General features: G+C 63.4%; 21 protein-coding genes. 13 read left to right on the top strand and 8 right to left on the bottom strand.

The window, feature by feature from the left end; genetic code table 11:
- The first annotated feature begins 121 nt into the window (after positions 1 to 121).
- Positions 122 to 1,339 (top strand): benzoate/H(+) symporter BenE family transporter, encoded by a 1,218-nt coding sequence (locus AB4Y77_RS11975; protein ID WP_442014108.1) that lies wholly within the window; start codon positions 122 to 124, stop codon positions 1,337 to 1,339.
- 1 nt (position 1,340) lies between these two features.
- On the opposite strand, the gene zapE is transcribed toward AB4Y77_RS11975, so the two are convergent.
- Positions 1,341 to 2,381, bottom strand: coding sequence for a cell division protein ZapE (zapE, locus tag AB4Y77_RS11980; RefSeq protein WP_089594571.1), 1,041 nt, complete (start codon positions 2,379 to 2,381; stop codon positions 1,341 to 1,343).
- A 209-nt stretch (positions 2,382 to 2,590) separates the two neighbouring features.
- Here zapE and AB4Y77_RS11985 point away from each other — a divergent pair, with 209 nt between their 5' ends.
- The 3 genes from AB4Y77_RS11985 (at position 2,591) to ybaK (ending at position 4,608) form a co-directional block, all read left to right on the top strand.
- Positions 2,591 to 3,517 carry a sulfurtransferase gene (locus AB4Y77_RS11985; RefSeq protein ID WP_442014109.1) on the top strand — a complete coding sequence of 309 codons (927 nt, stop codon included), beginning with the start codon at positions 2,591 to 2,593 and terminating at the stop codon, positions 3,515 to 3,517.
- A 90-nt stretch (positions 3,518 to 3,607) separates the two neighbouring features.
- On the top strand, positions 3,608 to 4,066 hold the full coding sequence (locus AB4Y77_RS11990) for a SufE family protein (protein WP_198318399.1): 459 nt from the start codon (positions 3,608 to 3,610) through the stop codon (positions 4,064 to 4,066).
- 35 nt (positions 4,067 to 4,101) lie between these two features.
- Positions 4,102 to 4,608, top strand: coding sequence for a Cys-tRNA(Pro) deacylase (gene ybaK, locus AB4Y77_RS11995; RefSeq protein ID WP_442014110.1), 507 nt, complete (start codon positions 4,102 to 4,104; stop codon positions 4,606 to 4,608).
- 30 nt (positions 4,609 to 4,638) lie between these two features.
- Here the strand turns inward: ybaK and AB4Y77_RS12000 are convergent, their stop codons facing one another.
- The gene (locus AB4Y77_RS12000; protein WP_442014111.1) at positions 4,639 to 5,946 is read right to left on the bottom strand and encodes an alpha/beta hydrolase family protein; all 1,308 of its coding nucleotides are present in this window, start codon (positions 5,944 to 5,946) and stop codon (positions 4,639 to 4,641) included.
- Between the two features lie 120 nt (positions 5,947 to 6,066).
- Between AB4Y77_RS12000 and AB4Y77_RS12005 the strand changes: the two genes are divergently transcribed.
- From AB4Y77_RS12005 to AB4Y77_RS12045, 9 genes are all read left to right on the top strand, one after another.
- Positions 6,067 to 6,558 (top strand): hypothetical protein, encoded by a 492-nt coding sequence (locus tag AB4Y77_RS12005; RefSeq protein WP_311214806.1) that lies wholly within the window; start codon positions 6,067 to 6,069, stop codon positions 6,556 to 6,558.
- 14 nt (positions 6,559 to 6,572) lie between these two features.
- The gene (gene msrB / locus AB4Y77_RS12010; RefSeq protein ID WP_442014148.1) at positions 6,573 to 7,013 is read left to right on the top strand and encodes a peptide-methionine (R)-S-oxide reductase MsrB; all 441 of its coding nucleotides are present in this window, start codon (positions 6,573 to 6,575) and stop codon (positions 7,011 to 7,013) included.
- Positions 7,014 to 7,215: 202 nt separating this feature from the next.
- Positions 7,216 to 8,583, top strand: coding sequence for a DUF6421 family protein (locus AB4Y77_RS12015; RefSeq protein WP_311214805.1), 1,368 nt, complete (start codon positions 7,216 to 7,218; stop codon positions 8,581 to 8,583).
- On the top strand, positions 8,583 to 9,323 hold the full coding sequence (locus AB4Y77_RS12020) for an SDR family NAD(P)-dependent oxidoreductase (RefSeq protein WP_442014112.1): 741 nt from the start codon (positions 8,583 to 8,585) through the stop codon (positions 9,321 to 9,323). The genes AB4Y77_RS12015 and AB4Y77_RS12020 overlap by 1 nt, the downstream gene beginning before the upstream one ends.
- 70 nt (positions 9,324 to 9,393) lie before the next feature.
- On the top strand, positions 9,394 to 10,455 hold the full coding sequence (locus AB4Y77_RS12025) for a threonine aldolase family protein (RefSeq protein ID WP_311214815.1): 1,062 nt from the start codon (positions 9,394 to 9,396) through the stop codon (positions 10,453 to 10,455).
- A 64-nt stretch (positions 10,456 to 10,519) separates the two neighbouring features.
- Positions 10,520 to 11,176, top strand: a complete 657-nt coding sequence (locus AB4Y77_RS12030) for a DUF3000 domain-containing protein (protein WP_311214803.1) — start codon at positions 10,520 to 10,522, stop codon at positions 11,174 to 11,176.
- A 91-nt stretch (positions 11,177 to 11,267) separates the two neighbouring features.
- Positions 11,268 to 12,629, top strand: a complete 1,362-nt coding sequence (locus tag AB4Y77_RS12035; protein ID WP_311214802.1) for an HRDC domain-containing protein — start codon at positions 11,268 to 11,270, stop codon at positions 12,627 to 12,629.
- 191 nt (positions 12,630 to 12,820) lie between these two features.
- Positions 12,821 to 14,083: a thiolase family protein gene (locus AB4Y77_RS12040; RefSeq protein ID WP_311214801.1), complete on the top strand. Its 1,263-nt coding sequence runs from the start codon at positions 12,821 to 12,823 to the stop codon at positions 14,081 to 14,083.
- Positions 14,080 to 16,224: a 3-hydroxyacyl-CoA dehydrogenase NAD-binding domain-containing protein gene (locus AB4Y77_RS12045; RefSeq protein WP_442014113.1), complete on the top strand. Its 2,145-nt coding sequence runs from the start codon at positions 14,080 to 14,082 to the stop codon at positions 16,222 to 16,224. Before AB4Y77_RS12040 ends, AB4Y77_RS12045 begins: the two co-directional genes overlap by 4 nt.
- Before the next feature lie 95 nt (positions 16,225 to 16,319).
- Here the strand turns inward: AB4Y77_RS12045 and AB4Y77_RS12050 are convergent, their stop codons facing one another.
- From AB4Y77_RS12050 to acnA, 6 genes are all read right to left on the bottom strand, one after another.
- The gene (locus AB4Y77_RS12050) at positions 16,320 to 17,297 is read right to left on the bottom strand and encodes an aldo/keto reductase (RefSeq protein WP_311214799.1); all 978 of its coding nucleotides are present in this window, start codon (positions 17,295 to 17,297) and stop codon (positions 16,320 to 16,322) included.
- Positions 17,298 to 17,306: 9 nt separating this feature from the next.
- On the bottom strand, positions 17,307 to 17,525 hold the full coding sequence (locus tag AB4Y77_RS12055; protein ID WP_207597183.1) for a hypothetical protein: 219 nt from the start codon (positions 17,523 to 17,525) through the stop codon (positions 17,307 to 17,309).
- A 32-nt stretch (positions 17,526 to 17,557) separates the two neighbouring features.
- Positions 17,558 to 18,118 (bottom strand): hypothetical protein, encoded by a 561-nt coding sequence (locus AB4Y77_RS12060; protein WP_311214798.1) that lies wholly within the window; start codon positions 18,116 to 18,118, stop codon positions 17,558 to 17,560.
- The gene (locus AB4Y77_RS12065) at positions 18,115 to 18,681 is read right to left on the bottom strand and encodes a DUF402 domain-containing protein (protein WP_442014114.1); all 567 of its coding nucleotides are present in this window, start codon (positions 18,679 to 18,681) and stop codon (positions 18,115 to 18,117) included. Before AB4Y77_RS12065 ends, AB4Y77_RS12060 begins: the two co-directional genes overlap by 4 nt.
- Complete coding sequence (dxs, locus tag AB4Y77_RS12070; RefSeq protein ID WP_311214796.1) at positions 18,678 to 20,651, bottom strand: 1-deoxy-D-xylulose-5-phosphate synthase; 1,974 nt, start codon at positions 20,649 to 20,651, stop codon at positions 18,678 to 18,680. The genes AB4Y77_RS12065 and dxs overlap by 4 nt, the downstream gene beginning before the upstream one ends.
- A gap of 175 nt (positions 20,652 to 20,826) precedes the next feature.
- A complete protein-coding gene (acnA, locus tag AB4Y77_RS12075) occupies positions 20,827 to 23,637 on the bottom strand; it encodes an aconitate hydratase AcnA (RefSeq protein ID WP_442014115.1) in 2,811 nt (936 codons plus the stop codon).
- Positions 23,638 to 23,700 lie beyond the last annotated feature (63 nt).

Genomic DNA, 23,700 nt, shown 5'->3' on the forward strand with positions numbered 1-23,700 from the left:
GGCACCGGTCCCGCCGAGAGGCGCCACCGGTGCCCTTGGCGTTTAACCGGCACATCGCTTGGCCGCCTGAGCAGCACATCAGTTGACCAACACCCCCTGTTGGTCAGGTACGTTGGACTTCATGCCTTCCGTCTCCCCACCCACCACTCACCACAGTTCCAGCCGGGAGACACTGGGCCCGCCGATCACCGCCGGCATAGTGACAGCATTGGTGGGTTTCACTTCATCGTTCGCGGTAGTCCTGGCGGGCCTGCAGGCAGTGGGGGCCAATCAGGCCCAGGCATCCAGCGGGCTCCTGGCGCTCACCCTGACCTTCGGCCTCGGGATCCTGTGGCTGTCCTGGCAATCCAGGATGCCGGTGACGCTCGCGTGGTCCACGCCCGGGGCTGCGCTGCTCGCCTCCGCTGGAATGGTCGACGGCGGTTGGCCGGCTGCCGTGGGTGCGTTCCTGATGGTTGGGGTACTGATCGTCCTGACGGGATTGTTGCCGGTGTTGGGGCGCCTCATGGCCAGGATCCCCACCGCGCTGGCGCAAGCCATGCTTGCCGGTGTCCTGCTCCCCCTGTGCCTGGCTCCTTTCAAGTCGTTGGGTTCGGCCCCGCTCCTCATTGCTCCGGTGGTCCTGTGCTGGGTTGTGCTGATGAAGTTTGCACCGCGCTGGTCTGTCCCGGCGTCGTTGCTGGTTGCCCTCGCCGTCATCGGGATCCACATAGTCTCCAACGGCGTTCAGGTATCCCTTCACAGCCTCGTGCCAAAGCTTGAGTGGACAACTCCTGCTTTCTCCGTGGAGGCTGCCGTAGGGCTGGCATTGCCTTTGTTCATCGTCACCATGGCGTCGCAGAACATTCCCGGCGTCGCAGTCCTGAAGTCGTTCGGGTACACCACTCCATGGCGTCCCTCGATGCTGGTCACTGGCGCGGGCACTATTGCCGGTGCACCCTTCGGCGGCCACGCGATCAACCTCGCCGCGCTCAGCGCAGCACTGGCCGCGGGAGAGGAAGCAGGCAAGGACCACGGCAGGCGTTGGATCGCAGCGTTCGCCTCCGGACTGGCCTACCTTGTCCTGGCCGCGGCTTCCGCGGCGCTGGTGACGTTGGTGGCCGCAGCCCCTTCAGGACTTCTGGAAGCCGTCGCCGGCCTCGCACTCCTCGGAACCCTGGCAGCCTCCATTTCCTCAGCACTGGCTGTGGCGGAGGAACGCATTCCAGCTTGCATTACTTTTCTGCTGGCAGCGTCAGGCCTCAGCTTCGCCGGAGTCGGCGCAGCGTTTTGGGCGTTGGCCGGAGGCATCCTGGTGCGATGGGTGCTCAAGAGCCGCGAGCCTGTTCACAAAGCGTGAATCAGGCGGGCTCGTGGTTTTGCGCCTCACGGGCAAGGGCGGTCAGCCTGGAGACAGCCCGGAAGTACTTCTTGGTGTAACCGCCGGTCATCATCTCTTCGGTAAAGAGTTTGTCGAAGGGGACGCCGCTGGCCAGGATGGGCACATCCTTGTCATAAAGCCTGTCAGCCAGCACTACGAAGCGGAGGGCTACTGCCTGTTCCGTGATTGTTTCGACGTCGCTCCACACCACGGCCTCGACGCCGGAGATGAGCTGACGGTAGCGGCTGGGGTGAACCGCGGCCAGATGGTTGACCAGCGTGCGGAAGTCGTCCACAGCCACGGTCTTGCCGGCAAATTCGGCTTTCATGCGGTGCTTGAGTTCTTCGGTCTTCAGCGGCGCCGGAGCTGCGGGCAATCCACGGTGCCGGAAGTCCTCGCCGTCGATCCTCACGACATCGAACTGGTCCGCGAGAACCTGGATCTCGCGTTGGAAATCGACGGCGGCAAAGCGTCCCTCACCCAGCGAACCAGGCAGGGTGTTGGACGTGGCAGCGAGCTTGACGCCGGCGTCGGCCAGTTCACGCATCAGGCGGGACATCAACACGGTGTCGCCGGGATCATCGAGTTCAAATTCGTCGATGCAGACCAGCTTGTAGCTGCTCAGTGCCTCCACGGTCTTGCGGAATGAGAGCGCACCAACCAGGTTGGTGTATTCCACGAACGTACCGAAGGCCTTGGGTCCGGGCGACCTGTGCCACAAGGAAGCCAGGAGGTGGGTCTTGCCGACGCCGAAGCCGCCGTCAAGGTAGATTCCTGCCCGGGTGGCGGGCGCCTTCTTGGCGAAGAGTTTCTTGAACAGGCCGCCATTGTCTTCTGATCCCACCCCGTCGGCGAAGGCCGAGAGGAGCTTCACGGCGTTGGCCTGGCTCGGCTGCGAGGGGTCGGGACGGTAGCTGTCGAACGATACCTCTCCGAATCGCGGAGAGGGGTAGAAACCCTTGAGGAGTTCCTCCACGGAGACTGCCGGTGTGCGGGCAGCCAGTTGTTCGATCTGTACCACGGTGGTCCGTTCATTCGGTATTAGGTCCCCAGCAAGAATACCGGCATCGGGCGGTCCCGGCTGGACACGTGACCAAGCCCATGTTTCACCGTGTGACCGCAGGGAAGCAATCCCGGCGCCCCGTGGTTAGTGTTGGGAGCAGCCGGGCTGGCACCTGCACCACCTCCCGCGGCCTGGCTCCCGTCCGTTGTCAGTGAAAGGCCATCACCATGTCCTACCCCGTTGAACAGAACGAAAAGTTCGCGTCGTACGCGAACCCCGAACGCCTTGTCTCCACCGAATGGCTCGCATCCGCGCTTGCCGACGGCGCTATCGCCGACGGCAAACTGGTAGTGGTTGAGTCCGATGAGGACGTCCTCCTGTACGAGACCGGCCACATCCCGGGAGCCGTGAAAATCGACTGGCACACCGACTTGAACGATGAGGTCACCCGCGACTACGTCGACGGCCCGGCGTTCGCCGCCCTCGCAGCGTCAAAGGGAATTTCCCGTGACAGCACCGTTGTCATCTACGGCGACAAGTCCAACTGGTGGGCTGCCTACGCCCTCTGGGTATTCACTCTCTTCGGCCATGAGGACGTTCGCCTCCTGGATGGCGGCCGCGACAAGTGGATCGCCGAAGGCCGCGAGCTGACCACCGAAACTTCACAGCCCGTCGTCGGCGAATACCCGGAAGTAGAGCGCAACGACGCTCCCATCCGCGCGTTCAAGGAAGATGTCCTGGCGCACCTGGGAAACCCCTTGATCGACGTGCGCTCCCCCGAGGAATACACGGGACAGCGCACCCACATGCCGGCCTACCCCGAAGAGGGCGCACTCCGTGGCGGCCACATCCCCACGGCCGCATCCATTCCGTGGGCCCGCGCAGCTGCAGAAGACGGAACCTACCGCAGCCGCGAAGAACTCGAAGCCCTGTACCTGGGTGAGGCCGGGCTCGCAGCCGGCGACGACGTCGTGGCCTACTGCCGGATCGGTGAGCGCTCAAGCCACACCTGGTTTGCGCTCAAGTACCTGCTGGGCTTCGATACTGTGCGCAACTACGACGGCTCCTGGACAGAGTGGGGCAACGCCGTGCGCGTTCCCATCGTCAAGGGTGCGGACCGCGGTTCCGTACCGGCAGCCTTCGCACGCAACTAGTCTTTGCGTGAATCCACCACTGTCCGGAGGGCACCGTAGTGTTGCGGCATACAGAGCGCAATCGCCTCGGTTGTGCGTAAGCTGGAAGAGATGAGTACGTACACTTTGCCCACCGCTCTGGCGGAAATCGTCGATGACTTCCAGGCACTGACGGAGCCTGACCGTCTGCAACTCCTGCTTGAGTTCTCCAGGGGCCTTCCGGAGCTTCCGGAGCGCTTGAAGGACCACCCTGAGTTGCTGGAGCAGGTTGTGGAATGCCAGTCCCCGTTGTTCCTGACGATCGAGTCGGAGAAGAACCCTGACGGTGCCCGTAAGTACCGGCTCTTCTTCAAGGCTCCCCAGGAGGCGCCGACCACCCGCGGCTTCGCCGGCGTCCTGCACGAGGGCCTCGACGGTCTCACCGCCGAAGAGATCCTTGCTGTTCCGGACGACATGCCCGAACTGTTGGGCCTGACACGTGCCATCACTCCCCTGCGTATGCGGGGAATGACTGCCATGCTCGGCCGTATCAAGCGCAAAGTTGCAGCCGCCAGCCGGCTGGAGCACTGAGTCCGCCAGAGCACTGAAAGGCGTCACCACACGGTATGGCCAAGAAGATGGCTTCACAGGGAACGCCGGCAACTGCAGCTCTTGCTGCGGCCGGCGTTCCTTTTGTGCTTCACCCGTACTCCCATGATCCAGCCGCGGCCAGTTATGGCATGGAAGCAGCAGAGGTCCTGGGCATCGAACCGGAGAGGGTCTTCAAGACTCTCATGGTGGAGGTCGAAGGCAAACTGGCGGTAGCCGTTGTCCCCGTGTCAGGCAACCTGGACCTGAAATCGGTTGCTGCAGCCGTGGGAGCCAAGAAAGCGGCCATGGCCGACCCCAAGGCCGCTGAGCGCCGCACCGGTTATGTACTGGGAGGTATATCTCCTCTTGGGCAGCGGCTGCCCTCCCCCACGGTCCTGGACGAATCAGCCCTGGGCTTTGCCGCCATCCTGGTATCCGGGGGCCGTCGCGGGCTGGACATCGAACTTGCTCCGGCAGACCTGATCCGGCTGACCAAGGCCGCCGTTGCGGTCATCGGGACCTCTCCGCCAGCCAAAGGCTGACACCAGGCGCCGACCCTAGCCGTTGAGCCCTTACCCGCCAGCCGGCCGGGACCTGCCAGCAGGGCCCGCACCATCCAGCGTCCCTTCAGCCGCGGCCTGTCCAGGATTGTTCCGGGGAGCCAACTGTCGCTGCAGCCACGCATGCGCCACGCGTTCCCACCGTTCCGGGTCCACGTTCCATTCCTTGGTGTGCCGCGCGCCGCTGAAGGGTTCAAAGGTCACCATCTCCGGGTTCTTCTCGGCGAGGCTGGCGGACGGCCCGAACGGAACGTAGTCGTCGTCAACACTGTGGATTATCAGCGTGGGCGTTCGCAGTTCAATGGCGCGGGCTTCCCAATCCATGGCCTTGAGGTCAACTGGGGCCGCGAGGCCGGTCAGTCTGCGCCCCAGCGGGTGACCGAGCATCAACTGCCCATACCGCCCCACAGTGTAGGGAATTCTGTTCATTTGGGCATGGTGTGCCATGACATTGACCCAGTTGATCACTGGAGCGTCCAGCACCAGGGCCCGGATAAGGTGGCGGTGCCTGGAGAGATCGGCGGTCTGAAGGCTGATCGCCCCGCCCATGGACCACCCGAAGAGCACGATCTCCTCCGCCCCATGCTCCAAGGCGTAGTCGATGGCAGCCTCCACGTCCCGCCATTCAGTGGATCCCAGGCCGTAGCGCCCGTCAAGGGCCGAAGGGGCGAGGCCGTCGTTGCGGTAGGAGATGAGCAGGCTGTCCAGTCCCAGGCTCCGCGCCATACGAACAGCCCGGAGGCCCTCGAGCCGTGTGGCGCCACGTCCGTGCACCATGATCGCCCAGACCGGAGCTGGAGCGGAAGCATCGGCGCGGACCAACCACGCCGGCGCCAGCCCGCCGTCGACCTCTATCTCCACATCCTCGGCCGCAAGGCCGATCGATGCCGGGTCCGGGTAGGTGGCGCCGCTCCACCAGCCGCGGCGGGCCTCTGCCAGATTGCCGCTGTAGACCTCTTCAACCTCGCGGAGGACAGTCTGCTCTGCCGGGGAATAGGACACGATCCGGCCAATCCGCGCGTGTCCGTGGCCGCCGGCGAAGAACAGGCTGAACACGCCGTCTATGGTGGCGTCCGGGGTAGCGGCGAGGATGACCTGCGGCCCCTTGTCGCCCCGGATGACGGCGAGGACCTCCTGGTCCTGGTGACGGGCTGCCGGGGTGATGACGCGGCGGGCAAAATAGACGGCGAGCGCAGAGGACCCGGCGCCCAGCAGACCGGCGAGGGTGCCGCCGGCGAGGAAACCGCCAATGGCCCATTTGGTGCGGAGGGACATTTTGTTCTCTGCAGCGTCGCTCGCTGACCGGTTTGTCGATGCCATGCTTCCATTGTTGCTGCTCCTTGGCGTTGCCAGGTGCAGGTGCGGAGCGCGCGGCGCACCTGTGCCCGTAATCGGCGCCAAAGCCTGCGGACTCCGGTTAGGCAGGACTACGCTGTAGCCATGAGTGATCCCATAGTCATCCTGACTGAAGAGCCCCTTGGCCCCGACGACCGCGTCAACATCGCAAAACTGGTGGACGGCGGCGACGCACCCCTTGTTGTCCTGGTACCCGCCAATACCGAGCGACATCTCCTGGTGGACTTCCTGGAAAATCTTTCGTTGCTCGATATTGCCAAGGCGTTCCGCGAACTGACAGCGCAGTCGCCGGATCCAGAGGAGGAGCGTGCTGAAGCGTCGGAGACGCTCGCTGCCTCCTTGGCGGCGTTGGCCGGCTTGGGTGGCGGCGTCACGGGTGAAGTCGTCGACGGCGGTGCTGTGGCCGGCTTGGTCGCCAAGGTGCGCGCACTCGATGCCGCCCAGGCCGTGGTGGTCACGCGCCCCCATGCCATCGCTGATACGTTCCACACCGACTGGGCCAACAAAGCCCAGGATCAATTGGGACTTCCGGTACTCCACCTGTACGCGGGTTCGGGATTTATCGGCGACTCGTGAGCGTTGCACAAGACATGAACACTCCCGAGAACACCAGCAAGACAACTTCTGCGCCTGAGGAGAAGAGCGATGCCCAGTGGCGCGAGGAGTTGACCCCCGAGGAATACCGCGTTCTCCGGCAGGCGGGAACCGAGCGGCCGTACACCGGCGAGTACTGGGACACCCACACGGAGGGCGTCTATCAGTGCCGTGCTTGTGGCAGCCAGTTGTTTACCAGCAAGGAGAAGTTCGATTCCCACTGCGGTTGGCCGTCGTTCTGGGCTCCCCTGGCTGAAGGCACGGTCCGCTATCTTCATGACCGCACCATGGGGATGGAGCGGGTGGAGGTCCGTTGCGCCAACTGTGATTCGCATTTGGGGCACGTCTTCGAGGGCGAGGGCTACGGCACGCCCACGGATCAGCGGTTCTGCATCAACTCTGTTTCGCTTCGGCTGATAAAGCCGGACGAGAGCTGACAGGGTCCGGACGGGCCGGCCCTTGGCATGGTCCGTCCGGAGATGCTCTCCGGCAGAAGCGAGGGGCGCTGGACCTTGACCAGTGCAGGAACACCCAATGGGCAAGAGTTACTTATGCTCAGGTCTTTTTACGATTAGCAACGCTGTGCGCTTGCTACGCTCGGCCCAGAAGCAATCACTACTTCGGAAAGGGCCCAGCTCCATGACAACAACCGCCACCTCCACCCTCCCGCGCGTCACCGCCGACAACGCAGAGTGGACATCGCTGAAGGCCGCTGCCACAGCACTCCAAGCACACCAGGAACAGGACGGTTCCATCGCCGATCCTTCTGCCCACGGCGAGGCAGCAGCGCTCGTAGCAACGATCTGCGAAGCCACCTCAGCTTTGGCTCCGCTGTTCCCCCACGACGCCCGGTACCTGGAGTTGCTGGTGGAGGACTTCGGCCGGTGGGTACAGGGCGGCTTCGGCGTACCGGACTTCCTGGATTCACTGCAGGCGTTCCAGCCCCAGGAACTTCGCGTTGACGGCCTCCAACACCTGGTGGTCTTCCCCATGTACACGCAGAACGGCAGCACCAACAGGCTGGTCGAAGCGGTGTTGATCGAGGTCATCTGGCCGGAGTTCATCGGCGGCCTGGAAGCAGGCGAGTACTCCAACAAGCTCTTCGTCCCCATCCGGTTCATCGATTTCACTCCCGGGTACGACACCAACTCCGCGGTGCTCTTCCCCGAAACCGTTGCAGTGCGCGAAACCCCCACCTTCACCTGGGGCGCCATCTTCGCCGACCGCGAAGCCGCGCGCTTCCGCCGCGTCCTCAAGGCAGCAGCAGCAACCACGTCCTTGGAGCTTCCCGCGGATGCAGCCCAGTTGATCGAGGACCAGGAACTCACCCAGCGCACGTTCGTCATGTGGGACCTCATCCACGACCGCACCCATATGCGGGGCGATCTGCCTTTTGATCCGTTCATGATCAAGCAGCGGATGCCGTTCTTCCTCTACTCGCTGGAAGAGTTGCGCTGCGATTTGACCGCGTTCCGCGAGTCCGTCCTCATCGAGAAGGATGAGAACGCAGATCCAGACGCACGCAAGCACGCGAAACTCGTTCAGTACGCCGTGATCTTTGACCGGATCTTCCGCTTCGCGATCACCGGCAGCCGCGTCCGCAACTATGACGGACTCGGCGGTCAACTCCTGTTCGCGTGGATGCACCAGCATCACGTCCTTCACTGGACGGACAGCAAGCTCTCCATTGACTGGGAGGATGCCGCTGCAGTAGTGGTTGAACTCGGAGCCAGGATCGAAGAACTCTACTGGCGCTCCATCGACCGCCCAAAGGCCGCCCACTGGCTGGCCGCATACGAGCTCATTTCCGGCACGGTAACTGCCCACCCGGCGTCGGTGTGGGCCAAGGGTCCGGATGCCTTGCCGTTGGACGGCCCTCCCCGCGGGCTCACCGACCAAGTCCTTGACGACGAGTTCCCGCTGTCCATGTTCTACGAAGCACTGGAGAAGAAAATGCGCCCCGTGATCGAATCCACCACAGGCATCACCGGCGCGACGGCCGCCTGATGCCCCCTCTGAACATCCTTGTGACCGGCGGTAGCAGCGCGTCCGGCATAGCTGCGGCGCGGGCATTGGGGGCCGCCGGTCACCGGGTTTTCACTGTGGGGTCGGACGACGTTCGGATCAAGGCCGCGGCGAATGAGGCCGGCAACGGAGTGACACCCGTGGTGTGCGATCTCGCTTCGTATGATGCGGTTCGCGACCTCGCGGACGGGCTCTCCGGCCACGGCGTTGAAAAAGTGGACGGAGTCATCCATTTGGTGGGTGGCTGGCGCGGCGCGAAGGGCATTGAAGACCAAACCGATGAGGATTGGGATGCCATGGAACGGGGCGCGATCACTACCCTGCGCAACGTCTCCCGCGTGTTCTACAGCCAGCTCGAGGCATCCCCGCACGGCCGGCTCGCGATGATCTCCTCCACTACCGCGTCAGTCCCCACTGCCGCTGCCGCCAGTTACGCCGCGGCAAAGGCTGCCGCTGAAGCCTGGACCCTGGCAGTGGCTGATGGGTTCCGCCGTGCACAGGCCGACAGCCCGCCGGACCATCAGCAGCAGTCAGAAGCCCAACACAGCGCAGCCGTCATCTTCGTGGTCAAAGCCCTGGTGGATTCTGCCATGCGTGCCGCGCATCCGGACAGGAGGTTCCCCGGCTACACGGACGTCGAGGACCTGGCGGCCGCCGTCGTCGGCCTGTTCGAGGAACCGGCTGCAAACCTCAACGGCCAGCGCATCCTGCTGGCCAAATAGACTTGAAAGCGTGAATGAACAAGTGACGAGCACAACAGAGGCCATCCACCGCGCCAACAGCGCCGACGGAATGGTCGGGCACAGCCAACTCCATGACCCATCGGTTCGTGGATTTGCCTCCGACAACTACTCCGGCGTGCACCCGCAGATCCTCGCCGCACTGGCAACCGCCAATGGCGGGCATCAGGTCTCCTACGGCGAAGATGTGTACACCGCACGGCTGCAGGAGGTGCTGGAGCAGCAGTTCGGCCCGGGCATCGAGACTTTCCCGGTTTTCAACGGCACCGGCGCCAACGTCCTTGCCCTGCAATCCCTCCTTCCCCGGTGGGGAGCGGTGATCTGCGCCTCCACAGCACACATCAACATGGATGAGAATGGTGCACCCGAGCGGGTGGGCGGGATCAAGCTCCTTCAGGTTCCCACCGAGGACGGCAAGCTCACCCCGGAGCTTATTGATCGTGAAGCGTGGGGCTGGGGCGATGAGCACCGCGCCCAGCCGCTGGTTGTCTCCATCACCCAAACCACTGAACTCGGTACCTGCTATACACCGGATGAAGTGCGGGCCATCGCCGACCACGCCCATTCCAAGGGCATGAAGCTTCACATGGACGGCGCAAGGCTGGCGAACGCCGCCGCTCACCTGGACGTCCCACTCCGCGCCTTTACCCGCGACGCCGGCGTGGACATCCTGTCCTTCGGCGGCACCAAGAACGGGCTTCTTTTTGGCGAGGTCGTGGTGGCGCTGAACCCGGAGGCCGCCGATGGCCTGAAATTCCTTCGCAAGATGAACATGCAGCTCGCCTCGAAGATGCGCTTCATTTCAGCCCAGTTCATTGCCCTGCTGGAGGATGGCCTGTGGTTGCGTTCCGCCGCCCACGCCAATGCCATGGCCGCCCGCCTGCGGACGGCCGTTGAAGCGATCGACGGCGTGGAGCCCACCCAGGCGACGCAGTCCAACGGGGTCTTTGCCATCCTCCCGGCCGGTGTAGCTGACCGCCTGCGCAAGTCCTTCGCCTTCTACGATTGGGACGCCGCCAGGGGCGAGGTCCGGTGGATGTGCTCCTTTGACACCACAGAGGAAGACATCGACGCCTTCGTTGCGGCCATCGAGCGGGAGCTGGCCTCCCTGTAACCGCCGCGCATCCGGGGCGGCGAGCCTGCTGGGATTCGCCGCCCCGGAAGCATAACCTGCGAGGGTGAACGCCCTCGCACAGGTTCCCTCGGACTTTCTCGTCGCCTTGGGAACACTACGAAAAGCCCAATGCCGCAGTGAATTGCGGCTGGATGAGATCCCTGCGCCCGCCCGGCTGGCCCCGTACGCGGTGGCTTTGGGTGCGGAAGTTTTCAGCCCCACTGCGGCTACGCGTCGCGTACCCGTTCACGGGCCGGCGGCCAAGGCCTTCGCAGCGAGCCAGGCGAACACGCCGGCGAGCGAGGACGACGACGAACTGGCCACTGGCCGTTTCATCCTCCTCTACGATCCGGATGGTTCACCGGTGTGGGAAGGTGAGTTCCGGATTGTCACCTACATCCGGGCCCAAATGGACGCAGAGATGGGCAACGACTCCATGCTTGGCTCAGTCGCTTGGACTTGGTTGGTGGACGCCTTGGAGAACCATTCAGCCCCGTATCGCGCGGCGGGCGGCACCGCAACAAGGATCCTCTCCGAGAGCTTCGGCACACTGTCCGAACGCCCGGACACCATAGATATTGAACTTCGCGCTTCCTGGACTCCAGCCAGCGCTGACGTCCAGGCGCACTTGGAGGCCTGGTCCGACATGGTCTGCACTTTCGCGGGGCTTCCTCCCCTTCCCCCGGGCGTTACTGGACTTCCCAACAGGAGGCTGAATTGACCACTGATGACACGTCGCCGAAGGCGGCCAATACACGGCCAGTACTGCGTCCCGGCGTGAACCCGGCGTGAATCGGTAAGCTTAAGCCACCATGACCCCTGAAAATCTGGATAAAACCACAGCCGGCGATCCGGTTGCTGATCCCACCACCCACATCAAGGTAGACGGCTTTGACAGCCACGTCCCCGAAGTCATCGATCTCGATACGCCACGCGAAGGCGTCCCCCTGGTCATCGATACTCCCGCCGGACTTGAGCGCTGCGCCGCCGCCATCGCCGCTGGAACAGGACCCGCCGGGGTGGACGCAGAGCGCGCCTCCGGCTTCCGTTACGGCCAACGCGCCTTCCTGGTGCAGATCCGCCGCGAGGGAGCGGGAACCTGGCTGATCGACCCCGAACCTTTCGACAACCTGGACATCATCAACGAGGCGCTCCGGGGCGTCGAATGGATCCTGCATGCAGCCACCCAGGACCTTCCCTGCCTGTCCGAACTCGGCATGTGGCCGGACAAACTATTCGACACCGAACTTGCAGCACGCCTTGCCGGGCTTCCCAGGGTGGGCCTGGCAGCCGTCATCGAGCAACTTCTCGGATTCGGCCTGGCCAAGGAACACTCTGCAGCCGACTGGTCCACCCGCCCACTGCCCGAGCCCTGGCTCCGGTACGCAGCGCTCGACGTCGAAGTTCTTGCGGAATTGCGTGAAGAGCTCATCGAACTGCTGGAGGCCGACGGCAAGCTGGAGTATGCCAAGCAGGAATTCGCCGGCATCCTTGCCGCCGGTATTTCCCCGCCCCGGGTGGATCCTTGGCGGAAGACGTCCGGTCTGCACCAGATCCGGGACCGCCGTCAATTGGCGGCAGTCCGCGAACTCTGGGAGGAGCGCGATCAGCTGGCACGTAAACGCGATGTGGCGCCGGGGCGCCTGATTCCCGATTCGGCCCTGGTGGCAGCCGCGAAAGCCATGCCCACCACTGTCCCCCAACTCCTGGCCACCAAGGGTTTCCATGGCCGCTCCGCCCAACGCGAGGCACCACGCTGGCTTCGATGCATCACCAGCGCCCGCACCCTGACCGATGTACCGCCCTTGCACCTGCCCACCAACGCTCCACCACCGCCGCGGGTGTGGGTGGACCGCGATCCTGAGGCTGCAGCACGCCTGGCGACGGCACGACCCGCCCTGCAGGCCAAGGCTGACGAACTCAACCTGCCGGTAGAGAACCTGCTGACACCGGACTTCCTGAGGCGCATTACCTGGCGGCCGCCGTCGGACGTTTCCCTGGAAGCGGTAGCTGCCGAATTGCGTGCGTTGGGCGCCCGCGAATGGCAGGTCTCCTTTGCCGCACCGATCCTCACGGAGGCATGCTTGAACCCCAAACCCCTTCCGGCCAAAGAATCCAAAGCGAAGGACAATCGGCAGCCCCAGGAAACCCAACAGTCAACGGACTCCGCCTGAGCCTGTCCAGACTGCCGGGCCCGTCACCCCGAACTCCGGTTCGCGGCGGCGGGCCTTTCGCGTCTCCAGGTTCATTCGGCAGGAGGTTGACACACCTTGCACCGTAAGTTACCGACGAGTAACATAGCGTTAATGCCAACCGGAGCACCCGCGATGCGGGCCGGCACCATGTCTCAACGAGGAGTTAATACATGAGTCCATCACGCAGTGCCCAGAGGAACGTCCGCGACGTCGTCTTCGTGGACGGAGTCCGCACCCCCTTCGGCAAGGCCGGCGACAAGGGAATTTACGCGGGTACCAGGGCCGATGACCTCGTGGTGAAGTGCATCCGCGAACTGATGCGGCGCAACCCGTCGCTGCCTGCGGACCGAGTGGACGAGGTGGCTATTGCCGCCACCACCCAGACCGGCGACCAAGGCCTCACCATCGGGCGCACCGCCGCATTGTTGGCCGGACTCCCCCGCACCGTTCCCGGCTTCGCCATCGACCGCATGTGCGCAGGTGCCATGACGGCGGTAACCACGACGGCGAGCGGCATCGGGTTCGGCGCCTACGACGTCGTCATTGCAGGCGGAGTGGAACACATGGGCAACCACCCCATGGGCGCCGGAGCCGACCCCAATCCGCGGTTCATGTCCGAGCGGCTGGTGGACCCGGCTGCCCTGAACATGGGCAACACGGCCGAAAACCTGCACGACCGCTTCCCTGCCATCACCAAGGACCGCACGGACGCCTACGCAGCGGCTTCACAAGCCAAGCTCGCCGCCGCGTACTCCAACGAGCAAATCCAGCACGACCTCGTCCCCGTGGCCACCATGAAGCCGGGCCAGGGCTGGGCGCTCCACACCACGGACGAACCCCCGCGCCCCGGAACCACGGTGGCCGACCTTGCCGAACTGCGGACCCCTTTCCGGGCCCATGGCCGCGTCACTGCCGGCAATGCCGCAGGACTCAATGACGGCGCCACGGCTGCCGTGCTCGCCTCTGCTGACGCTGCGGAGGAACTGGGCCTGTCAGTCAAGATGCGCCTCGTCTCCTACGCCTTCGCCGGCGTCGAACCGGAAGTGATGGGCATCGGTCCCGTTCCGGCAACGGAAAAGGCGCTCAAGAACGCCGGACTGGGAATCGAGGACATAGGGCTCTTTGAGATCAATGAGGCTTTTGCTGTCCAGGTATTGAGCTTCCTGGACCACTTCGGCATCGCGGACGACGACTCCCGCGTCAACCGCTACGGCGGGGCGATCGCCGTCGGACATCCGCTTGCTTCCTCCGGCGTCCGGCTGATGAACCAGCTGGCCCGGCAATTCGAGGAAGATCCCACCGTGCGTTACGGCATCACCACTATGTGCATCGGCCTTGGCATGGGTGCCACAGTGATCTGGGAGAACCCGCACCACGCCCACTACGCTTCCTCCACCGCTGACACCGCCACCACCGAAGGAGCCGCCGCATGAGCGCCGCCGAATTCCAGAAGCTCGCCGCCCTTTTCCCTGACGAAGTGGTCACCCACTCCTACGTGCAGGATATTCAGCTGCCGGGTGGCGCAGGAACCTTCGCGCTGATCACCCTGGACAATGGCTTGGACCACTCCAAGCCCACCACGCTGGGCCCCAACACGCTAGTTGAATTGGGCGGCGTCCTGGACCACCTCAAGGAACGCGCTTCACGGGGTGAAATCGAGGGCGTCGGTGTCACAGGCAAGCCGTACTTCCTGGTGGCCGGCGCCGACCTCTCGGCCGTGAAAACGCTCAAAGAGCGCGAGCACGGGCTTTGGATGGCACAGCTTGGCCACGCCGTGTACAGCACCCTGGCAAACCTGGGCGTGCCAAGCTTCGCCTTCATCAACGGCCTTGCCCTGGGCGGCGGACTCGAAATCGCCCTGCAGTCCACGTACCGCACCGTCTCCACAGGTGCCGGTGCCTTGGCCCTGCCCGAAGCGTTCATCGGCCTCGTGCCGGGGTGGGGCGGCGTCTATATCCTGCCGCGCCTCATCGGCCCCGAGAACGCCGTCAAGGTGATGATCGAGAATCCCCTCAGCAACAACCGGACACTCACTGGACCGCAAGCATTCGAGCTGGGAGTGGCCGATGCCATCTTCGAGCCGGCCGACTTCGTGGAACAGTCGCTCGCCTGGGCAGCACGGGTCATTTCCGGCGATGTCACGCCTGAGCGGAAGAACTCCGTAGATGCCGCGGACGACGCAGTCGCTGGGCGTTGGGCGTCGGCAGTCTCCGCTGGACGGGCTTTTGTGGAGTCCAAGACCTCCAACGCCTCCCCTGCCCCGGCAAAGGTCCTGGACGTCATGGAGGCCAACCGCACCATGACACAGTCGGAATCGGCAGAACTCGAGTGTGAGACCCTCGCAGGGCTCATGCAAACCGACGAGTTCCGCTCCACCGTGTACGCCTTCCTTGACCTCGTCCAGAAGCGCTCAAAGCGTCCTGCGGGTGCCCCTGACCGCAAGCTGGCCCGCCCGGTCACCAAGATCGGTGTGGTTGGCGCAGGGCTCATGGCAAGCCAGTTGGCCTTGCTCTTCGCCCGGCAATTGAAAGTCCCCGTCGTCATGACCGACATCGATCAGGCACGGGTAGACAAGGGCGTCGCCTACGTCCATGCCGAGGTGGACAAGATGTTGGCGAAGAAGCGGATCAAGCCCGACGCCGCCAACAGGACCAAAGCGCTAATCACAGGCTCCGTCTCCAAAGAAGCCTTCGCCGACGCCGACTTCGTCATCGAGGCAGTTTTCGAAGAACTGCACATCAAGAAGCAAGTCTTCGCAGAGGTTGAAGCGATCGTTTCTCCCGAATGCATCCTGGCCACCAACACGTCGTCACTCTCCGTCACTGCCATGGCCGAGGACCTGTTGCACCCGGAACGCCTGGTGGGCTTCCACTTCTTCAACCCGGTTGCTGTCATGCCGCTGCTGGAGATAGTCCGGGCACCCAAAACGGACGACGCCGTACTGGCCACTGCGTTCGAACTCGCCAAGGGTCTCAAGAAGACCGCCGTGCTGGTCAAGGATGCCGCTGCCTTTGTGGTCAACCGCATCCTGCTCCGCCTCATGGGTGAAGTCATCGCAGCGTTCGACGAAGGAACACCTGCCGACGTCGCTGACAGTGCCCTGCGTCCCATGGGGCTGCCAATGTCACCGTTTACCCTGGCAGCCATGGTGGGCCTGCCGGTCGCCCAGCACGTGCAGGAGTCCCTGCACACAGCGTTCGGCGACAGGTTCCCCGTCTCGCAGAACCTGCAGAAGCTCATCGACAACGGAGTAAAATCCCTGTGGGTCCCAAGCCCCGATGGAACGCCTGTCATCCCGGCTGAGACCTTGGCCATCATGTCCTTCGGCGACACCCCGTCCACCAGTGCCGAAGTCCTTCGACGCACGCAGGATGCCCTGGCGGAGGAAATCGGGCTCATGCTCGCCGAGGGCGTCGTCGCCGGACCGGAAGACATCGACCTATGCGTCATCATGGGCGCCGGCTGGCCGATGTTCCTCGGAGGCATCACTCCGTACCTGGATCGTGTGGGCGCTTCGGAGCGGGTCAACGGCAAGAGGTTCCTGGCACCGGGGATTGCCTCGGCACCGGCCTGACCCGTCCCTCTTTCACCTCCCGCGGCCTAAACCGGAGCGCTCTCTCACCAAGATGAGAGAGCGCTCCGGTTTAAGGGCTGTTATGTGAGAGACGGCTAGAAGAGGGCAACCTTGGGTGCTTGCGGGAAGATCTCATCCAGTTCGGCCCGGTCATCCAGTGTGGGAACCCAGCAAACGGCTTCGGCGTTCTGGCGGATCTGCTCCGGACGGGTGGCACCTGCGATGACGCTGCCGACGCCGGGCTGCGCGGCAAGCCAGGAGAAGGCCAGCTGCAATTCAGTGATGTCCCGCTCCTTGGCGAACTGGCCAAAGCGACCCAGCTGATCCCAGTCGGCGTCATGCACCAGGTTGGTGCGTGTGTGGCTCAGGCGGGTACCCTCCGGCGCTTTGCCGGCAGAGTACTTTCCGGTGAGCAGCCCGTTGGCAAGCGGAAAGTACGGGAGCACACCCAAGGAGAAAGCCCCGGCGGCAGGCAGGACTTCGAGTTCAGCACGGCGATCCAGCAGGTTGTAATGATTTTGCGTCGAGATGAAGCGTGCACCCCCCAGTTGGCGACCGACGTACTCCGCTTCGGCGATCTGCCAGCCCGCAAAATTCGAATGTCCGATGTAGCGGACCTTGCCACTTGCCACCAAATCATCCAACGCGGAGAGCGTCTCTTCGATGGGTGTCAGGGGATCAGGAGTGTGGAACTGGTAGAGATCGATCCACTCGGTATCCAGTCGGCGGAGCGATGCTTCGACGGCCTTCACGATGTAGCGGCGCGAACCACGGGCTCCGAAATCGTTCCCGTTGACACCCTTCATGTCCATGCCGAACTTGGTGCCAATGACGACGTCGTCACGCCGGCCTTTGAGCGCCTTGCCCAGCATGGCCTCGCTCAGGCCCGGCTCGCGTCCGTAGACATCGGCAACGTCAAAGAAGGTCACTCCGGCATCAAGCGCGGCCTGGACAACGGCGTCCGTGCCCTCCTGGGACTCGGTGGGTGTATTGGCGCGCCCTAGATTGTTGCAGCCCAGCCCAACGGCTGAGACGGTCAATCCGGAATGGCCAAGGCGTCGGTATTCAGTCATGAAATCAGCCTAGCCGCCGCTGTAGGAGATTCCCGATTCCTCCATGGCGTCCTCAAGCTGGGCGATGGCCACCGGTCCCATGCCGTGGAGCTTGGAGATTTTTACCTCTCCGAATTCCGCCAACTGCTCCAGGGTCTCAATTCCCTCGTGCGCCAAAGCCCGTCTCGCCGGTGCCGCGAGCCCCTTGGGCAGGGGTGTATGTCCGGGCCAGTTGCTCTTGGACGCCATGGAAGTCCCTCCTTGGTGCGTTGGGGTGCTACTTAGAGAGTAAAGCCCACGCCCTGCTTGGGCGAGTGCTTCACCCGGAAGGCGTCGGGCTCGCTGTGGGGCGCCGCGGCGATGGTGAGCTTGGTAAAGTCCAGGTCCTCACCACGAACACAGATCTTGATGGCGTTCACGGCCTTGTTGACGTCCGGGCAGAGGCAGAAGATGTTCAGGTGGCCGTTCCCAATTTCGGACCGGTCCACGACGCCCAATCCACGCCATGCCAGTTCCCCTGTCAGTGCGGCCTTGGCCTTCCGTTCAAGATGACGGTCCCGCTCGGTGCCATCCGTGGTCTTGAGGGCAATCTGGGCAACAACCCAGAACTGCCCGGACTCGGGAATCTCCGCGTATCCGTCTTCCTCGCACTGCGCAGCGAAGGCCGACATCAAACCCTCCACCGAGGATTCGTCCTCCACGCCGGTTTCGTCGGTTTTGCTCTGATGACCCACAACGCCGTGATTGATCACGAATTGCTGGTCCTCGTCGTCGTACCAGGCTTCCCGGAAGTGCAGAACTCCCTCAACGTCCCGCTTGTACGTACGAATAATGCCGCTCATGCCCGTCCTTTCCTGAACCATTCGGCGCTGGTGCTGGCACCAGCGACATCGAACGGTTCTTTCATGGCCGCTACAGCCTCCAAAAGGGCTGCGCATTCCATGCGCATAGCGGCCACTGTTTCGTCCGGATAGCCCATGGCCACCCGGTGCTGCTCAAACTCGTCTTCATCGTCAACAAACACACCGTGCAGGGTGGAGCGGATCACGTCCAGGTCCATGTCGATCATATGGAACTCCGTGACACCGGGCCTGATGGTGTTCCAACTGTGGGCCATGGCGAGGTCAACGTAGATCCGGAAGTCGCCCGGGTACGTATCGTCGTAGAAGGTCGCCACGAACTCACCGGTCCTCGGGACCAGCAGGACAGCGTCCGAAGCCGTGTAGAAGGCTGCCCCGGGACGGGAACAGAACTCCCCCGCGCCCTGGAAAATCCACCAGCCGTGAATGTCTTCGCCAAGATACCTGCCAGGCACCACCCAGTGGGCTTTGCCGTTCCATTTCCTGTTCCTCGACACCACGAGGTCGCCGGGCTGCAGTGCGCCCGGTCCGCGGTTGTCCATCACAACGTGGGCAGACTGCCGGTGGTGGGGTGTTCCTGGCCAGGCAGGGGCCTCGCGAAGGGGACCTTGGTCCCCAAAACCTGGGCTACGACGTCGTGCGTTATCTTCTGGGCGGTGAGTCCAACGCGCTCCAGGACCTGGCTCCGGGTGCCGTGGACGAGGAACTCCACCGGCAAACCGACTTCATTAAGGGCCGTGTCCACTCCCGCAGCACGCATTTCCTGCCGGATGCGGGAGCCAACGCCACCAGCGCGCACGCCGTCTTCAATGCAGATGACCAGGCGATGGCGGGCAGCGAGGGCAATGATCGATTTACGGACCGGAAGGACCCAACGGGGGTCCACCACCGTGGAACTGATGCCTTGGGCGCCCAGTCGGCCGGCTACATCCAGCGCAAGCTCAGACATGGCCCCCACGCTGACAATGAGGACATCGTTTTCGGTCGAACCATCGGGTCGGCGGGCGAGGATGTCAACGCCGTCGTGAAGTCGTTCAATCGCTTCAACCTCGGAACCAACGCTGCCCTTCGAGAACCGCACCACCGTGGGGGCATCGTCAATCGCGACAGCCTCCCTCAGTTCTTCGCGGAGCCTGGTGGCATCGCGGGGCGCCGCCAAATGGAGTCCCGGCACGATCTGGACCATGGCCATGTCCCACATGCCGTGGTGGCTGGGGCCGTCCGGGCCGGTGACTCCGGCCCGGTCCAGGACAATCGTGACGCCGGCCTTATGCAGGGCAACATCCATGAGGAGCTGGTCAAAGGCCCGGTTGAGGAAGGTGGCATACACCGCCACCACGGGATGAAGGCCGCCGAAGGCCATGCCTGCAGCCGACGTGAGGGCGTGCTGCTCAGCGATGCCGACGTCGATGACGCGTTCCGGGTGCCTCTCGGCAAACTTGTGCAGGCCCACCGGAATCAGCATGGCGCCTGTAATGCCCACGATGTCCTCGCGTTCATCGGCAATGTCCGCGATCTCCTCAGCGAACACCGAGGTCCATGACCTGGCGCCGGGCATCTCCGTGGACTCGCCCGTTTCGGGGTCGATGATTCCCACGGCGTGGAATTGGTCTGCCTCGTTGGCCAAGGCCGGAGCGTAGCCGTGGCCCTTCTCGGTCATGGCGTGGACGATCACCGGACCTCCGTAGGCCTTGGCGGTGTTCAGCGCATTTTCCATGGCCTGAAGGCTGTGCCCGTCCACCGGACCGATGTACTTCATGCCCAGGTCCTCGAACATGCCCTGGGGGGCCCACCAATCCTTGATGCCCTTCTTCATGGCGTGCAGGCTCTTGTAAGTGAACTGCCCGGCGGGTCCGCCGTTCTGGAGCTTCTTCTTCCACCAGTCCAGCATCCGCTCATACGCCGGGGTGGTGCGCAGGGAGTCGATGGTGGGGCGCAGCGAAGCGAGGTAGTCGGCAAAGCCGCCTACAGTGGGTGCGTAGGAACGGCCGTTGTCATTGACCACAATGACCACACGGCGACGTTTGTCAGCGGCGATGTTGTTGATGGCTTCCCACGTCATGCCACCGGTGAGTGCGCCATCTCCCACAACGGCGACGACGAACCGGTCACCTTCGCCGGTGAGTTGGCGGGCCCGTGAAATGCCGTCGGCCCAGGACAGGGAAGACGAGGCATGGGAGCTCTCCACAATGTCATGCTCTGATTCAGCGCGCTCTGGATATCCGGAGAGTCCACCCTGCTGGCGGAGGGTGCTGAAATCCTGACGGCCGGTAAGCAGCTTGTGCACATAGGACTGATGCCCGGTATCGAAGACAATACTGTCCCGCGGGGACTCAAAAATCCGGTGGACGGCCAAGGTGAGTTCAACGACGCCAAGGTTGGGGCCCAGGTGTCCACCTGTCGCAGCTACGTTGGTGATCAGGAATTCCCTGATTTCGCCGGCCAGTTGTTCCAGCTCGGTGCCGGACAGTTTGGCCAGGTCCTGTGGATCCTTGACGGCTTCCAAAAGTCCCAACGGCCCTCCTTAGGGTGAATGACGTGCTTGTTAACTTTAGCGCGTGCCCGGGACCCGCGTGTTTCCCCACGCTGGCGCACTGCGTGGCATCGATACCGGGACGGCAACAGCCCCGGCTGGTCAGGCGACCGGCCGGGGCTGTCTTGCGTCGGATTCAGCTGGAAAGCAGCTGGACCTACTTTGCGGTGATTTGGCGCAGAACGTACTGCAGGATGCCACCGTTGCGGTAGTAGTCCGCTTCACCCGGGGTATCGATACGCAGGACTGCGTCGAAGGACTTGCTGGTGCCGTCCTCAGCCGTGGCTGTGACCTTCAGCGTCTTCGGGGTTGTGCCGTTGTTCAGCTCGGTCACACCCTCCACTGCGAAGGTTTCCGTACCGGTCAGGCCCAACGTTGCTGCGGACTCGCCAGCCGGGTACTGCAGCGGAAGAACGCCCATGCCGATCAGGTTGGAGCGGTGGATGCGCTCATAGCTTTCAGCGACGACGGCCTTGACGCCGAGGAGCGCCGTGCCCTTTGCTGCCCAGTCACGAGATGAACCGGAGCCGTATTCCTTGCCTGCCAGGACCACCAGCGGCGTTCCCGCAGCCTGGTAGTTCTGAGCGGCATCGTAAACGTAGGCCTGCGGTGCATCTTCCTGGCTGAAGTCGCGGGTGAAGCCACCCTCAACGCCGTCCAAGAGCTGGTTCTTGATGCGGATGTTGGCGAAGGTACCGCGGATCATGACTTCGTGGTTGCCACGGCGTGAACCGTAGGAGTTGAAGTCCTTGCGCTCCACACCGTTGGCAAGGAGGTACTGGCCTGCCGGAGTGTCCGACTTGAAGGAACCGGCCGGCGAGATGTGGTCCGTGGTGACGGAGTCGCCAAGCTTCAGGAGCACGCGGGCACCGGAAATATCCTGGACAGGATCCGGCTGGGCCTTCATGCCCTCGAAGTATGGGGGCTTCCGTACGTAGGTGGAATCCTCGGCCCAAGCGAAGGTGTCACCGGCGGGGGTGTCGAGTGCCTTCCAACGGTCGTCGCCGTCGAAAACGCCCTCGTAACCCTTGGCGAACATTGCCTCGTCGATGGAGGAGTCGATGACTTCCTGCACCTCGGTGGGGTTCGGCCAGATGTCCTTCAGGAAGACTTCGTTGCCTTCGGAGTCGGTGCCCAGGGCATCGGTTTCGAAGTCGAAGTCCATGGAACCGGCAAGTGCATAAGCGATGACCAGCGGCGGGGAGGCCAGGTAGTTCATCTTCACGTCCGGGTTGATGCGGCCTTCGAAGTTGCGGTTACCGGAGAGGACCGCCGTCACGGAGAGGTCGTTGGCCTGGATGGCCTCGGAGATTTCCGGCTCCAGCGGGCCGGAGTTGCCGATGCAGGTGGCGCAGCCGTAGCCCACAATGTAGAAGCCGAGCTTCTCAAGGTACGGGGTGAGGCCGGATTTCTCGTAGTAGTCCGTGACCACCTTGGAGCCGGGGGCTACAGAGGTCTTGACCCACGGCTTGGACGTCAAGCCCTTGTCCACGGCGTTGCGTGCCAGGAGGGCAGCAGCCAGCATGACGGACGGGTTGGACGTGTTGGTGCAGGATGTGATCGATGCGATCGACACTGCACCGTGGTCCAGCTCGAACTCGCGTCCGTCGGCGGTCTTGACGTGAACGGGCGAGGACGGGCGGCCGTGCGCACCATTGGCGGCGGACGCAACGCGTGCCGTCTCCGTGGTGTGCGAATCGGCGTGCGTGAAGGACGGCGAATCGGAAGCGGGGAAGGACTCATCCAGGGACTCGTCCACGCTGCCGTCTTCAATGGAGACATAGTTGTGGATGTCCTTACGGAACTGCTCCTTGGCATCCGTGAGCTCAATGCGGTCCTGGGGACGCTTGGGGCCGGAAATCGAAGGAACAACCGTGGACAGGTCGAGCTCGAGGAACTCGGAGAAGCGCAGTTCGCGTGAGGCGTCGTGCCACAGGCCCTGTTCCTTGCTGTATGCCTCCACAAGGGCGACATTCGCTTCGGAACGACCGGTCAGGCGCAGGTAGTCCAGGGTGACGTCATCGATGGGGAACATGGCAGCCGTGGAACCGAATTCCGGGCTCATGTTGCCGATGGTGGCGCGGTTGGCCAACGGCACGGCGGCAACGCCTTCACCGTAGAACTCGACGAACTTGCCGACAACACCGTGCTTGCGCAGCATTTCGGTGATGGTCAGGACGACGTCGGTGGCGGTAGCGCCGGCCGGGATGCTGCCCTTGAGCTTGAAGCCCACAACGCGCGGGATCAGCATGGAGACGGGCTGGCCGAGCATTGCTGCCTCGGCTTCGATGCCGCCAACGCCCCAACCCAGGATGCCCAGGCCGTTGACCATGGTGGTGTGCGAGTCAGTGCCCACACAGGTATCGGGGTAAGCGCGGAGAACGCCATCTACCTCGCGGGTCATGACGGTGCGTGCCAGGTACTCGATGTTGACCTGGTGGACGATGCCGGTTCCCGGGGGGACAACCTTGAAGTCGTCGWACGCGGTCTGGCCCCAGCGAAGGAACTGGTAGCGCTCACCATTGCGCTGGTATTCGATCTCCATGTTGCGCTCCAGTGCGCCGGAGTTACCGAAGGCGTCGATCTGGACGGAGTGGTCGATGACCATTTCTGCAGGTGCCAAGGGGTTGACGCGCTTGGGATCGCCGCCAAGTTCCTTGACAGCTTCGCGCATGGTGGCGAGGTCAACAACGCAGGGAACGCCGGTGAAGTCCTGCATAATGACGCGGGCCGGGGTGAACTGGATTTCCGTGTCGGGCTCCGCATTGGGATCCCAACCGGCCAGGGCGCGGACATGGTCCGCCGTTATATTGGCGCCATCCTCAGTCCGCAGGAGGTTTTCAAGCAATACCTTAAGGCTGAACGGAAGGCTGTCTGCGCCCTCTACGGAGTTCAACCGGAAAATTTCATAATCGGTGCCGGCTACATTCAGTACGCCTTTGGAACCGAAGCTGTCCACAGTGCTCATGGCAGGACTCCTCTCGCAACAGTTTCATCTTTGTCGCGTGGTTGGCCGCTAGCCAGTTAGGCG

The sequence above is a fragment of the Paenarthrobacter sp. YAF11_1 genome (genome assembly GCF_052113445.1).
Taxonomy (GTDB): Bacteria; Actinomycetota; Actinomycetes; order Actinomycetales; family Micrococcaceae; genus Arthrobacter.